Here is a 14,044-nt window from a genome sequence, read left to right on the forward strand (position 1 = left end):
GTGTATAAGCCGTGAATAGCAAACGACCCGTAAATTTAGACCTGACGACGATACACTTTCCCCTGCCGGCATTGACGTCGATTGCGCACCGCATCACCGGTGTCATCCTTTTTGTTGGCCTCATTTTCGCTTTCTGGGCACTTGGTGAATCACTGTCTTCACCGGCAGGCTTTGATGCTGTGAGCAGTGCCCTGGCCAATAACTTTTTCGCCAAGTTTGTGGCTTGGGGCCTGCTGTCAGCGCTGGCGTTCCATTTCGTCGCAGGCATTAAACACCTGCTGATGGATGCCAACATTGGTGTCACGCTCGAGGGAGGTGTGAAAAAAGCGCAGATCACTGTAGTGGTAAGCGCGATTCTGATTATTCTGGCAGGAGTCTGGGTATGGTAACCAACATCACAAGTTTCGGCCGTAGCGGCCTGTCCGACTGGCTGATGCAGCGTTTTTCAGCGGTAGTGCTGGCCATTTACACCGTGTTCATGGTGGCTTACCTGCTGCTTAATCCCAACCTGGATTACTACGCCTGGACCGCGCTGTTCGATCAGACCTGGATGCGGATTTTTTCCCTGCTGGCCTTTATCTCGGTAGCAGCGCACGCCTGGATAGGCCTGTGGACCGTGACGACCGACTATCTCAAATCCACCTTCGTCCGCGTAGGTGCCCAGTCTCTCATCATTCTGGCCATCTTTGTGTACCTGGTGTGGGGCATTCAAATTCTGTGGGGAGCTTGATACATGTCTAACCTACGTAGCCTGACCTTTGACGCCATTATCATCGGTGGCGGTGGCTCTGGCCTGCGCGCTGCTCTAGAGCTTGCGAAATCCGGGAAGAAGACAGCCGTATTGTCGAAAGTGTTCCCAACGCGTTCCCACACTGTTTCTGCCCAGGGCGGGATTACCTGTGCCATCGCGTCTTCCGACCCGGATGACGATTGGCGCTGGCACATGTATGACACCGTCAAGGGCGGTGACTATATCGCTGATCAGGATGCCTCGGAGTACATGTGTTCTGAGGGCCCGAAAGCGGTCTTCGAGCTTGAACACATGGGCCTGCCGTTCTCGCGCTTCGATAATGGCCGCATCTATCAACGTCCCTTCGGCGGGCAGTCGAAAAACTTCGGTGAAGGTGGCCAGGCGGCTCGTACCTGTGCCGCGGCCGACCGTACCGGCCACGCGCTGTTGCACACGCTGTACCAGAACAACCTCAAGAACAACACGACGTTCTTGAACGAATGGTATGCAGTGGATCTGGTCAAGAATGCCGAGGGCGATGTGGTGGGCTGTATCGCCATGTGTATCGAGACCGGCGAAGTAGTGCACGTCAAATCGAAAGCCACGGTGCTGGCGACCGGCGGTGCAGGGCGTATCTACGCCTCCACCACCAACGCCCTGATCAACACCGGCGACGGTATCGGGATGGCGCTGCGCGCCGGCTTCCCGATGCAGGACATGGAAATGTGGCAGTTCCACCCCACCGGTATTTACGGCGCGGGTACGCTGGTCACCGAAGGTTGCCGTGGTGAAGGCGGTTACCTGATCAACAAGGACGGCGAGCGCTTCATGGAGCGTTACGCGCCAAATGCCAAAGATTTGGCGGGCCGCGACGTTGTGGCGCGTTCCATGGTCATGGAAATTCTGGAAGGTCGTGGCTGCGGCGAGAACGGCGATCACGTCTTCCTGAAGCTTGATCACCTGGGTGAAGAAGTCCTTGGCAAACGCCTGCCGGGCATCGTCGAACTGTCCAAGACGTTTGCCCACGTCGATCCTGCGAAAGACCCGATTCCGGTCGTGCCGACCTGCCACTACATGATGGGCGGTATTCCGACCAACATTCATGGCCAGGCGATCACTCAGGACGAAAGCGGCAAAGACCATATCGTGAACGGCCTGTACGCCTGCGGTGAAGCGGCGTGCGTATCGGTTCACGGGGCCAACCGTCTGGGTGGTAACTCACTGCTCGACCTGGTGGTCTTCGGTCGTGCCGCGGGCATGTTTATCGAAGGCGCGCTGAACGAAGGTATCGAGTATCTTGACGCGTCCGAGTCGGACGTCGAGTTTGCCATGAAGCGCATCACCCGCTGGAACGAGTCCGAGGGTGGCGAAAGCATCCCGGCGCTGAAGGCAGAGCTTCAAGACATCATGCAGACGTCCTTCGGTGTTTTCCGCGAAGAGAAAAACATGCAGGAAGGCGTCAAGAAGCTGGAAGAACTTCGCAGCCGTATTGCGAACGCCCACCTGCCGGACAAATCCAATGCGTTCAACACTGCACGCGTGGAAGCCCTGGAACTCGATAACCTGATGGAAGTGGCCGAAGCGACGGCGATCGCGGCCCTTGAGCGTAAAGAAAGCCGTGGTGCGCACTCGCGCTACGACTACCCTGACCGTGATGATGTCAACTGGCTGAAGCACTCGCTCTATTTCCCGATGTCCAAAGAACTGAAGAAGCGCGACGTCAACTTCAAGCCGAAAACCGTTGACACGTTCGAGCCCAAGGTTCGTACCTACTAATCTCTGCAACGAGAGGGAGTCACCATGTCCAATCTTCAGGTATCCATATACCGCTATAACCCGGAAACCGACTCCGCACCCTACATGCAGGAGTTTCAGGTCGATACCAAGGGCCGGGATGTAATGGTGCTGGATGTTCTTCATATGATGAAGGAGCAAGACAGCGGTCTGGCCTTTCGCCGTAGCTGCCGCGAAGGCGTCTGCGGCTCGGACGGCATGAACATGAACGGCAAGAATGGCCTGGCCTGTATTACACCGTTGTCGGAAGTCGTGAAAGGCAACAAGCTGACCTTGCGTCCGCTGCCCGGCCTGCCGGTCATTCGCGATATGGTCGTCGATATGGGGCTGTTCTATAAGCAGTACGAGCGTATCCAGCCGTATCTGCAGAACGATACCCCCGTACCGGCGATCGAGCGCCTGCAGTCGCCGGAAGAGCGCGACAAGCTGGACGGCCTGTATGAGTGCATCCTGTGCGCTTGCTGTTCAACCTCGTGCCCGTCTTTCTGGTGGAACCCGGACAAGTTCGTCGGCCCGGCAGGCCTGCTGCAGTCGTATCGCTTCCTCGCGGATTCGCGGGATACGGCGACCAGCGAGCGCTTGACCGATCTGGAAGATCCGTTTTCCGTGTTCCGCTGCCGCGGCATCATGAATTGCGTGGCGGTGTGCCCGAAAGGGCTCAACCCGACGCGGGCGATTGGCAAGATTCGTGAGATGCTCCTGGCAGATGCCACGTAAAAACAAGGGGCTTTTATGCATAAAAAGCGGATACCACTTAAGTTGCGTACAAATGGTACTTAAATCGTGGCGCTTCGCTTGTTATCATAGTGCCTGTCATCTGGTGCGGCGACGCGCCGCACCAGATGGCCAGTCAAGTTTAAAAGCCGGTGCCGTGAGTACCGGCTTTTGAGCATGAACTGACAAGAAATTGAATTGAAAAGGGTTTCCGGCCTCTGGTCGGTGCCGCCGGCAAATGTCCCGCCCCGCCGGCAGGGCAATACCGATGTCGCCGCGGTGACGCGACGATGCCGATACCACCCCATCAGTGCAGGGTGACCAAGAAATGCAACAAGGCATAATGGAGTTGATGTGGCGTTCCTCTCACGTTAGTGGTGGCAACGCTCACTACGTGGAAGCGCTTTACGAGCAGTACCTCGCCGATTCTGAATCTGTCCCTGACGAGTGGCGCAACTATTTTGACCAGTTGCCTCGCCCGGAGGGCAGTGCCTCTCACGATGTTCCGCTAAGTCCTATTCGTGATCAGTTCTATCAGTTGGGCCGTGAAAATCGCCCTGCCCGGGTAGCTGCCGCTGAAAGTGGCGAAAACAAGAAGCAGGTGAAAGTCCTGCAGCTGATCAACGCTTACCGCTTTCGTGGTCATCAAAAGGCCAATATCGACCCGCTGGGCCTGCGTAATCCCACCCCCGTTCCCGATCTCGACCTTTCTTTCCACCAGCTTTCAAAAGCTGACCTGGACACCGAGTTTCAGACTGGTTCTTTCTTTCTAGGTATCGACAAGGCGCCGTTGCGCGATATCGTCGATGCCCTAGATCGTACCTACTGTCGCTCGATTGGTTGCGAGATCATGCACATTGTCGATACCGAGGAAAAGCGCTGGCTACAGCGGCGTTTCGAATCGGTACGCAGTGCACCCAAGTTCAGCGATGACGTGCGCAAGCACGTGCTGGAACGCCTGACGGCGGCCGAAGGCCTGGAAAACTACCTGGCGTCCAAGTACCCGGGTACCAAGCGCTTCGGTCTGGAAGGCGGCGAAGCCTTTGTACCGATGATGGACGAACTTATCCAGCGGGCAGGCGGTTACGGCACAAAAGAGGTCGTCATTGGGATGGCCCACCGCGGGCGACTCAACCTGCTGGTCAACATCCTGGGTAAGAACCCGGCGGATCTGATCGACGAGTTCGACGGCAAAAAAGTCATCGAGCGCGGTTCGGGCGACGTCAAGTATCACCAGGGCTTTAGCTCGAACGTCATGTCGCCAGGCGGCGAAGTCCACCTGGCCATGTCGTTCAACCCGTCGCATCTGGAAATCGTCGCGCCCGTTGTCGAGGGCTCGGTACGTGCCCGTCAGGACCGTCGTAACGACGAAGAGGGCAGCAAGGTCCTGCCCATCAATGTCCACGGCGACGCGGCCTTTGCCGGTCAGGGCGTGGTCATGGAGACATTCCAGATGTCCCAGACCCGCGCCTACAAGACCGGCGGCACGGTTCACATCGTCATCAACAACCAGGTGGGCTTTACCACGTCCCACCCGCAGGATTCGCGCTCCACTGAATACTGTACTGATATTGCCAAGATGGTACAGGCGCCGATTTTCCACGTTAACGGCGATGATGCGGACGCGGTTCTTCACGCGACTCAGGTGGCGCTGGACTATCGGCAGGAGTTCAAGAAAGACGTGGTCATCGATCTCGTCTGCTATCGTCGCCGCGGCCATAACGAAGCCGACGAGCCGTCCGGTACCCAGCCGATGATGTACTCGAAGATCAAGGACCATCCTTCTTCGCGTACCTTATATGCCAAGCGTCTGGTCGAGCAGGGCGTTTTGTCTGAAGAAGACGCCAAGGCGATGATTGAAACCTACCGCGATGACCTGGTGGCCGGTAACCACGTGGCCAATGCGCTGGTTCAGGAGCCCAACAAGTCCTTGTTCGTCGACTGGACGCCTTACCTCGGCCATGAGTGGACCGGCAATGCCGATACCACCTTCGACATGAAGCGGCTGCAGCAGCTGGCGGCGAAAATGTGCGAGATCCCGGACGGGGTCGATGTGCAACGTCAGGTTGCCAAGATTTACGAAGATCGCCGCAAGATGCAGGCCGGTGGCATGGGGATCAACTGGGGGTTTGCCGAAACGCTGGCTTATGCCACCTTGATCGATCAGGGGCACCCGGTGCGTATTACCGGTCAGGATGTCGGCCGCGGCACTTTCTCTCACCGCCATGCGGTCGTGCACAATCAGAAAGATGGCACCACCTTCGTGCCGTTGCAGAATCTTTCGGACGGTCAGCCGCGCTTTACCATCCACGACTCCATTCTCTCGGAAGAAGCCGTGTTGGCCTTTGAATACGGTTACTCGACCACAGCTCCCAATGACCTGGTCATCTGGGAAGCCCAGTTCGGTGACTTCTTCAACGGCGCGCAAGTCGTGGTGGATCAGTTCATTTCCTCGGGTGAGACCAAATGGGGCCGCTTATGCGGTTTAACCATGCTCCTGCCCCATGGTTATGAAGGTCAGGGCCCCGAGCACTCCTCCGCCCGTCTGGAGCGTTTCCTGCAGATGTGTGCCGAGCACAACATGCAGGTGTGTGTGCCGACCACCCCCGCGCAGATTTATCACTTGCTGCGTCGTCAGGTGATTCGCCCGTTGCGCAAGCCGCTGGTGGTGATGTCACCCAAGTCGCTTCTGCGTCACAAGCAGGCGGTTTCCAGCCTTGAAGACCTGGCCCATGGCAAGTTCCATATGGTGCTGGCAGACCAGGCCGAGCTGACCGCTGAGAAAGTGAAGCGCGTGATCCTGTGTGCGGGCAAGGTTTACTATGATCTTGTGAATTGGCGTGCTGAGAACGAGCGCCACGATACGGCGATCCTGCGCCTTGAGCAGCTCTACCCCTTCCCTAAGGAAGAGCTTCTTGAAGCCCTTCAGGCATATACCCAGTTGGAAGACATTGTCTGGTGCCAGGAAGAGCCGTTGAACCAGGGTGCCTGGTACTCAAGTCAGCACCATATGCGTTCCGTGGCCGACATGCTGAAAGATGGCCTGGGACGTGAGTTGAAATTCGCAGGACGCCCGGCCTCTGCTGCTCCGGCAGCGGGCTATATGTCCGTCCATACTGAACAGCAGCGCCAGCTGGTGGAAGACGCGTTTAATCTTTAAGCGCCCACCGGATTTAGAGAACACATAAGGGAAACGACATGGCTACCGAGATCAAAGCGCCAACCTTTCCGGAATCCGTTGCCGAAGGCACCGTCGCCGCCTGGCATAAGAAGCCGGGTGACAGCGTTGAGCGTGACGAGCTGATCGTCGAGATCGAAACCGACAAAGTGGTGCTCGAAGTCGTCGCACCGGAAGCGGGTACGCTCACCGACGTGATGGCCGACGAAGGCGATACCGTCGAGTCCGAGCAGGTGCTGGGCAAAATCGGCGAAGGCGAAGCCTCCGGCGATAGCAGCAAGAAAGAAGCCGCATCTTCTGACGATGACAGCGCTGAAAAGGCATCTGAAGACAAGTCATCAGACGACAAGCAAGACGCTCCCAAAAAAGCCAGCGGTGGCGGCAAGCAGCATGAGGTGAAAGCGCCAAGCTTCCCGGAATCGGTCCAGGAAGGCACGGTCGCGACCTGGCACAAGAAAGTCGGCGAAGCGGTCAAGCGTGATGAAGTGCTGGCGGATATCGAAACCGACAAGGTCGTCCTTGAAGTTGTTGCCCCGGCCGATGGTGCGCTGGCCGAGATCAAGGCCGAAGAAGGCAGCCAGGTTGAATCAGAGGCCGTGCTGGCGACCTTCACCGAAGGTGCCGGTGGCGAAAGCAGCGGCGGCGATGACGCCAAACCGGCCAAGGATGACAGTAGCGACGACGACAGCGCCGATGAAAAAGTCGGTGACAAGATCCTCGCACCGGCTGCTCGCAAGATGGTGGCGGAGCACGATCTGGACGTCGCCAAGATTGAGGGCACCGGCAAGGGCGGCCGCATTCTGAAAGAGGATGTGCAGAAAGCGGTGAAATCAGGTTCTGCCAAGAAAGCTTCCGGCGGCGCTGCAGCAGCGCCTAAAGGTGCTGCTGCAGCTGCGACAACCACCGCGGTAGAGGGTGAGCGGCCAGAAAAACGCGTGCCGATGAGCCGGCTGCGCCAAACCATCGCCAAGCGTCTGGTGGAAGCTCAGCAAACGGCTGCCATGCTGACCACTTACAACGAAGTGGACATGACAGCCGTGATGGAGTTGCGTGCGCAGTACAAGGATACCTTCCTGAAGGCGCACGATACCAAGCTTGGTTTCATGGGCTTTTTCGTCAAGGCGGCTTCCGAGGCGCTCAAGCGCTTCCCGGACGTCAACGCCTCCATCGACGGTACCGACATCGTCTATCATGGCTACCAGGATATCGGCGTTGCCGTGTCCACGCCGCGTGGTCTGGTCGTGCCGGTACTGCGCGACACCGACAGCATGAAAATCGCCGATGTCGAGAAGTCAATCGTCGACTTCGGTAAGCGTGCCCGTGACGGTAAGCTCGGCATCGATGAAATGCAGGGCGGTACCTTTACGATCACCAACGGCGGTATCTTCGGCTCGCTGATGTCGACCCCGATTATCAATCCGCCGCAAACCGCCATCCTGGGTATGCACAAGATTCAGGAACGCCCCATGGCGGTCAATGGAAAGGTCGAGATTCGCCCCATGATGTACCTGGCGGTTTCCTATGATCACCGCATGATCGACGGCAAAGACGCCGTGCAATTCCTGGTGACCATCAAAGAGCTGCTGGAAGATCCCGCACGCCTGTTGCTGGACGTGTAAGGGTCACAACGACCTGTCACATACTCACGTTCAATTGCACTCTGCCTTCTTCCCCATAAGGGAGAAGGCACCCAAGCGAAAGGAGCCAACATGGCTGACAAGTTTGATGTGATCGTTATCGGTGCCGGCCCCGGTGGTTATGTCGCTGCCATCCGTGCGGCGCAACTCGGGCTGAAGACCGCCTGTGTCGAAAAGTGGATCGGCAAGGAAGGCAACGTCGTTCACGGCGGTACCTGCCTGAACGTCGGCTGTATCCCTTCCAAGGCGCTGCTCGAAGCATCGCACAAGTTCGTTGAAGCGAAAGACGATTTCGACGACCTGGGTATCCAGGCCGGTGACGTCACCATGGACGTCAAAAAGATGATGGCGCGCAAGGACAAGATCGTTAAGAACTTGACCGGCGGCATCTCGGGGCTGTTCAAGGCCAACGGCGTCACCGCCATTGACGGCACTGGTAAAGTCATTTCCGGCAAACAAGTGGAAGTGACCGATAAGGACGGCAAGGCCACCACCTATGACGCCGATAATATCGTCGTGGCGGCGGGCTCTGTACCGGTGGAAATTCCGCCGACCCCGCTGGTCGAAGGACTGGTTGTCGACTCTACCGGTGCATTGGAGTTCCAGGAAACACCCAAGCGTCTTGGCGTGATTGGTGCCGGTATCATTGGCCTGGAACTGGGTAGCGTGTGGAACCGCCTGGGCTCCGAGGTCACCGTGCTCGAAGCCATGGATTCCTTCCTGCCCATGGTCGACGGTGCCATCGGTAAAGAAACCCAGAAGCTGCTCAAGAAACAGGGCCTGGACATCAAACTGGGCGCTCGCGTCACCGGCTCGGAAACCAACGGCGAAGAAGTGACCGTCAAGTACACCGACGCTGACGGCGAGCAGGAAATGACCTTCGACAAGCTGATCGTCTGCGTGGGTCGTCGTCCTTACACCAAAGGCGTGATCGCCGATGGGGTCAGCATTGAGCTGGACGAGCGTGGTTTCATCTTCGTTGACGATCAGTGCCGTACCAATGTCCCGGGCGTTTACGCCATTGGCGACTGCGTGCGCGGCCCGATGCTGGCGCACAAGGCCTCGGAAGAAGGCATCATGGTGGCGGATATCATCGCGGGCCATAAGGCCGAGATGAACTACGACGCCATTCCCAACGTTATCTACACCTTCCCGGAAGTCGCGTGGGTGGGGATTACCGAGGAAGAAGCCAAAGCCAAGGGCATTAACGTCAAGACCGGTAGTTTCCCCTTTGCGGCCAGTGGCCGGGCGATGGCCAACAACGCCACAGAGGGCAATGCCAAGATCATCGCCGATGCGGAAACCGACCGCATTCTGGGCATGCACATCGTTGGCCAGCACGCCGGTGAGATGATTGCCCAGGGCGTGATTGCCATGGAATTCGGTTCCAGTGCCGAAGACCTGGCGCTGACTTGTTACGCTCACCCGACCATGTCGGAAGCGGTGCATGAAGCGGCGCTCGCGGTTGAAGGCCACGCGATCCACATGGCCAACCGCAAAAAGCGTAAGTAAATTACGCCGTAACAAAAAAGCGCCACCCCAGGGTGGCGCAACGCTTTCGGCCATGTCTTTTCGACGCGGTTTGAAAAACAGAGATCGAAAGCACGGGGATGACAGTTCTTTCAAGGAAACTGATCATCGTTCGAGTCACATGCAACCAATGGCATGAATCGATGAACCTTCACGAGTATCAAGGTAAACAGCTGTTTGCCGATTATGGTCTACCCGTGTCCAAGAGCTTTGCTGTGGACACTCCCGAAGAAGCTGAAGACGCATGTAAAAAGATCGGCGGCGACATGTGGGTGGTTAAAGCCCAGGTGCACGCAGGTGGTCGTGGTAAAGCGGGTGGCGTAAAGCTGATTAAAGACCCGGCTGATGCCAAGGCGTTTGCCGAGCAGTGGCTGGGCAAAAACCTGGTGACCTTCCAGACCGACGAGCACGGCCAGCCAGTTTCCAAGATTCTTATCGAGACCTGCACTGATATCGCCGATGAGCTGTATCTGGGTGCCGTTGTCGATCGTACGACCCGCCGCGTGGTCTTCATGGCCTCCACCGAAGGCGGCGTAGAGATCGAGAAAGTCGCCGAAGAAACCCCCGAAAAGATTCTCAGAGCCGAGATCGACCCGCTGGTTGGCGCACAGCCTTACCAGGCGCGTGAGCTGGCCTTTGCACTGGGCCTTTCCGGCGACCAGATCAAGCAGTTCACCAAGATTTTCCTGGGGCTGTCCAAGTTGTTCCACGAGAAAGACCTGGCGCTGCTTGAAATCAACCCGCTGGTCATCACCGACCAAGGCAACTTGCACTGCCTGGATGCCAAGCTTGGCCTCGACAGCAACGCGCTGTACCGTCACCCGGACCTGCAGGCAATGCGTGACCCGTCTCAAGAAGACGAGCGCGAAGCTGAAGCGGCTGCATGGGAACTCAACTATGTGGCGCTGGATGGCAACATCGGCTGCATGGTCAACGGCGCTGGCCTGGCCATGGGTACCATGGACATCGTCAACCTGAACGGTGGCAAGCCGGCCAACTTCCTCGACGTGGGTGGCGGTGCCACCAAAGAGCGCGTTGCAGAAGCCTTCAAGCTGATTCTGTCTGACGACTCCGTCAAGGCCGTGCTGGTGAACATCTTCGGTGGCATCGTCCGTTGCGACATGATCGCTGAAGGCATCATCGGTGCCGTTGAGCAGGTCGGTGTCAACGTGCCGGTCGTCGTGCGTCTGGAAGGTAACAACGCCGAGCTAGGCACCGAGAAACTCGCGTCTAGCGGTCTCAACATTATCGCGGCTACCAGTCTGACCGACGCGGCTCAGCAGGTCGTTAAAGCGGCGGAGGGCAAGTAATGAGCATCCTGATCGACAAGAACACCAAGGTCATCTGCCAGGGCTTTACGGGTGGCCAGGGTACGTTCCACTCCGAGCAGGCGATTGCCTACGGTACCCAGATGGTCGGTGGTGTTACCCCCGGTAAAGGCGGCCAGGAGCACCTGGGTCTGCCCGTTTTCAACACCGTGAAAGAAGCGGTTGCGAAAACCGGCGCTGAAGCCAGCGTGATCTACGTACCGGCACCGTTCTGCAAAGATTCAATCCTTGAAGCGGCCAATGCCGGTATCAAGCTGATTGTGTGCATCACGGAAGGCATTGCCACCCTGGATATGCTCGAAGCCAAGGTGAAGTGTGACGAGCTGGGTGTCCGCCTGATCGGTCCGAACTGCCCGGGTGTTATCACACCGGGCGAGTGCAAGATCGGCATCATGCCGGGCCACATCCACCAGCCTGGCCGTGTCGGCATCGTATCGCGTTCGGGTACCTTGACCTACGAAGCGGTCAAGCAGACCACTGATCATGGCTTTGGTCAGTCCAGCTGTGTCGGCATCGGTGGTGACCCGATTCCGGGGTCCAACTTCATCGACATCCTCGAGATGTTCGAGAAAGACCCGAAAACCGAAGCCATCGTCATGATCGGTGAAATCGGTGGCACGGCGGAAGAAGAAGCGGCGGCTTACATCAAGGCCAACGTTTCCAAGCCCGTGGTTGCCTACATTGCCGGTGTGACAGCACCTCCCGGCAAGCGTATGGGCCACGCAGGCGCGATCATCTCCGGCGGTAAAGGCACCGCTGACGAGAAGTTCTCTGCCCTTGAAGATGCCGGCGTTAAAACCGTGCGCTCCTTGGCGGAAATCGGCGACGCGCTGAAAGCCGTCACTGGCTGGTAAGCGGTTACGTCGCCCGGCGTGAGCAAGTCGCGCCTGATATGAAAAAGAGCACCTACGGGTGCTCTTTTTTTGCCTCTGGGACGGGCCCATCGATTGAGGGGCTGCGCCTGAACAAGCGGAATCCATAGCTCAGGAAAAACGGTGCGCCGGCGGCCAAATAGAGATGGTAGCTGATGAGGCGCCATATCAATACCGCAGCGGCGGCCTGCTCGGCGGCCATTAACGGCAGCAAAAGCGAGCCAACCCCCACCTCGGCCGCACCGGCGCCACCGGGCAAAAAGCTCAACTGGCTGGCGGCCATGGCCAGCATCTGGGTCAAGAAGGTCCACACCCAATCGACATCCCCCCCCACGCCGAGCACCGCCAGGTAGAGCAGGCTGTAGCGCATCAGCCAGTGAGCCGTGGTCAGCAGGAGCATCGCGGCTAACGTTGTGGGAGGCAGCGACAGCGTTACCTTCAAGTCCTGGCGAAAGCCCAGACACCCACGGGCAAGGCGTCGGCGGCGGTCGCGACTCAGCCAGGTAAGCCTGAAACGCCTGGCCCGCAATAGCCGGGGTAGCTGATAGACCAGCAGACTGACGAGCGTGGCGCAGGCGACCAGGCCAGCCAGGGCGGATTGCACCAGCGTTTGATGGGGCCAGTTGACGTCGCTGACCAATGACAGAATCACCAGCCCGCCGAGCATACTGAGAAAGAACAGCATGTCGCAGCCCTGGTCGATCAGAAATACCGCGCTGCCTTTGGAGGGAGGAAGACCGCGCTGTGCCAATAGCACGAGTAGCGTGGCGGGGCCGCCACTCCCGCCCGGTGTGGCACACAGGGCAAACTTCGACGCCAGCTCAATACCCAAGGCACCGCGTTGCCCCAACGGGCCTGCCCGCCCGCCCAGCATCAAGCGTAGCCGTGCGGCGTTCAGGTTCCAGCACAGGCAAGCGAGGAACAGCATCAGCAGCAGTATGCCAAGCGGAAACTGTCGGACGCGCTGCCAGGCGTCACTGCCGCCGATCCAGGCGGTCAGCACTAGGGGTAACCCCAATGCCAGCACGATCATGGCGACTTGCAGGGGCCGCCAGCGCCACCAGGCTGAAGGTTTAGCGTGGCTGAAGGAGAGCATGGGGCATAGCGATATCGGTCAAGGTCTCGTAGTGAGCCAGCAGCGAGTGCATCACGCTATCCCAGTTGGCGTAGCGCTCCACATGGCGGCGTGCGTAGCGCCCGCTGGCCGCAATGTCATTGCTGAATAGCGCATCGCAGGCTTCGGCCATGGCGGCGGGGTCCAGCGGGCGGCATAAAATGCCGGCGCCGAGGGGAACATTCTCAGCCAGTGCCCCGGCGCGGGCGGCGACCACTGGGGTGCCGCAGGCCATGGCTTCCTGGGCGATCAAACCAAAGGTTTCCCGGGTACCCGCATGCAAGAGGGCATCGCTGCTGGCAAGCGCCTTGGTCACCTCGTGGGCACCGCAACAGCGGTCGACCACGGTGACGTTGGTGGGGACCTGGTGCGGCATCCCAGGACCCATCAGCAAGAGGTGGTAGTCGTCGCCCAGCCTGCGCATGGTGGCCAGCAGGACATCGATATTCTTTTCCCGGGAGTAGCGGCCGACGAAAATCAGCAGCTTTTTATGCGGTGGAATGCCCATGCTGGCGCGAAAGTCAGCATCGTACTGGCTAGGGTGGAAGTGGTTAACGTCGACCCCCAGAGGCTGCACCCGGACGTGTTCGACGCCCCATTCCCTTAGGCGGTCTGCCATGACCTGGCAGGGGGCCAGCACGCTATCAAACTGGCGATAGAGGTTCGTCAAGTAGCGGATCAAGCGCCGACTCACATGCCGCCCGAAACGGTCGCCCATCAAGCGTGGCAAGTCCGAGTGATAAAACCCGACCACGGGAATGCCCAGCCGTTGTCCGGCTTCAAGAGCTGCCCAGGCGGTCACATAGGGGTCACCGGCCTCGATGAGGTCAGGCCGTAAGCCGATCAGCGCATCGCGCCACGGAGCCGCGCGCAGAGGAAAGCGGTAACCCTGCCCAAGGGGTAAACGAAAGGCCGGTAAGGTGTGCTGGTCGCCGAGGCTGTCTCGCTCGGCACCGGGTACCAGCAGGCTTGTGCGCACGCCGGGGTAGCGGGAAAAGACGCGATGCTTGGCCTGTAAATAGGTACGCACGCCGCCGCTGGCGGGTGCATGGAACATGGTCACATCGGCGATGTGCAAGGTAACCTCCGAGCCACATGAATGTCATGAGTTACCTTAACCAATCAATAAGTCAGTTCGACGACAGGG

Annotated in this window: 11 protein-coding genes; 9 read left to right on the forward strand and 2 right to left on the reverse strand. The window is 58.6% G+C overall.

What is annotated here, in order from left to right:
* Positions 1-11 precede the first annotated feature (11 nt).
* The 9 genes from sdhC to sucD all read left to right on the forward strand — a co-directional run bounded on the left by sdhC (position 12) and on the right by sucD (position 11,765).
* A complete protein-coding gene (gene sdhC, locus BMX75_RS11000; RefSeq protein ID WP_066317194.1) occupies positions 12-389 on the forward strand; it encodes a succinate dehydrogenase, cytochrome b556 subunit in 378 nt (125 codons plus the stop codon).
* Positions 383-730, forward strand: a complete 348-nt coding sequence (gene sdhD / locus BMX75_RS11005; RefSeq protein WP_092827897.1) for a succinate dehydrogenase, hydrophobic membrane anchor protein — start codon at positions 383-385, stop codon at positions 728-730. Before sdhC ends, sdhD begins: the two co-directional genes overlap by 7 nt.
* A gap of 3 nt (positions 731-733) precedes the next feature.
* Entirely contained in the window at positions 734-2,506 is a 1,773-nt protein-coding gene (gene sdhA, locus BMX75_RS11010) for a succinate dehydrogenase flavoprotein subunit (RefSeq protein WP_092827899.1), read from the forward strand.
* A 24-nt stretch (positions 2,507-2,530) separates the two neighbouring features.
* Positions 2,531-3,241, forward strand: a complete 711-nt coding sequence (locus tag BMX75_RS11015) for a succinate dehydrogenase iron-sulfur subunit (RefSeq protein ID WP_092827901.1) — start codon at positions 2,531-2,533, stop codon at positions 3,239-3,241.
* Between the two features lie 325 nt (positions 3,242-3,566).
* Positions 3,567-6,398, forward strand: a complete 2,832-nt coding sequence (locus tag BMX75_RS11020; protein ID WP_092827903.1) for a 2-oxoglutarate dehydrogenase E1 component — start codon at positions 3,567-3,569, stop codon at positions 6,396-6,398.
* 38 nt (positions 6,399-6,436) lie between these two features.
* Positions 6,437-8,035: a 2-oxoglutarate dehydrogenase complex dihydrolipoyllysine-residue succinyltransferase gene (odhB, locus tag BMX75_RS11025; RefSeq protein ID WP_092827905.1), complete on the forward strand. Its 1,599-nt coding sequence runs from the start codon at positions 6,437-6,439 to the stop codon at positions 8,033-8,035.
* A gap of 90 nt (positions 8,036-8,125) precedes the next feature.
* On the forward strand, positions 8,126-9,565 hold the full coding sequence (gene lpdA / locus BMX75_RS11030) for a dihydrolipoyl dehydrogenase (protein WP_092827907.1): 1,440 nt from the start codon (positions 8,126-8,128) through the stop codon (positions 9,563-9,565).
* Between the two features lie 161 nt (positions 9,566-9,726).
* Entirely contained in the window at positions 9,727-10,893 is a 1,167-nt protein-coding gene (sucC, locus tag BMX75_RS11035; RefSeq protein ID WP_066317210.1) for an ADP-forming succinate--CoA ligase subunit beta, read from the forward strand.
* Positions 10,893-11,765, forward strand: a complete 873-nt coding sequence (gene sucD / locus BMX75_RS11040) for a succinate--CoA ligase subunit alpha (RefSeq protein WP_066317215.1) — start codon at positions 10,893-10,895, stop codon at positions 11,763-11,765. The genes sucC and sucD overlap by 1 nt, the downstream gene beginning before the upstream one ends.
* 52 nt (positions 11,766-11,817) lie before the next feature.
* Here the strand turns inward: sucD and BMX75_RS11045 are convergent, their stop codons facing one another.
* Positions 11,818-12,879 carry a glucosaminyl phosphatidylglycerol flippase gene (locus tag BMX75_RS11045; protein ID WP_092827909.1) on the reverse strand — a complete coding sequence of 354 codons (1,062 nt, stop codon included), beginning with the start codon at positions 12,877-12,879 and terminating at the stop codon, positions 11,818-11,820.
* Positions 12,857-13,975, reverse strand: a complete 1,119-nt coding sequence (locus BMX75_RS11050; RefSeq protein WP_092827911.1) for an N-acetylglucosaminyl phosphatidylglycerol synthase — start codon at positions 13,973-13,975, stop codon at positions 12,857-12,859. Before BMX75_RS11050 ends, BMX75_RS11045 begins: the two co-directional genes overlap by 23 nt.
* Positions 13,976-14,044 lie beyond the last annotated feature (69 nt).

Source organism: Vreelandella subterranea (assembly GCF_900111305.1).
Classification (GTDB): Bacteria; Pseudomonadota; Gammaproteobacteria; order Pseudomonadales; family Halomonadaceae; genus Vreelandella; species Vreelandella subterranea.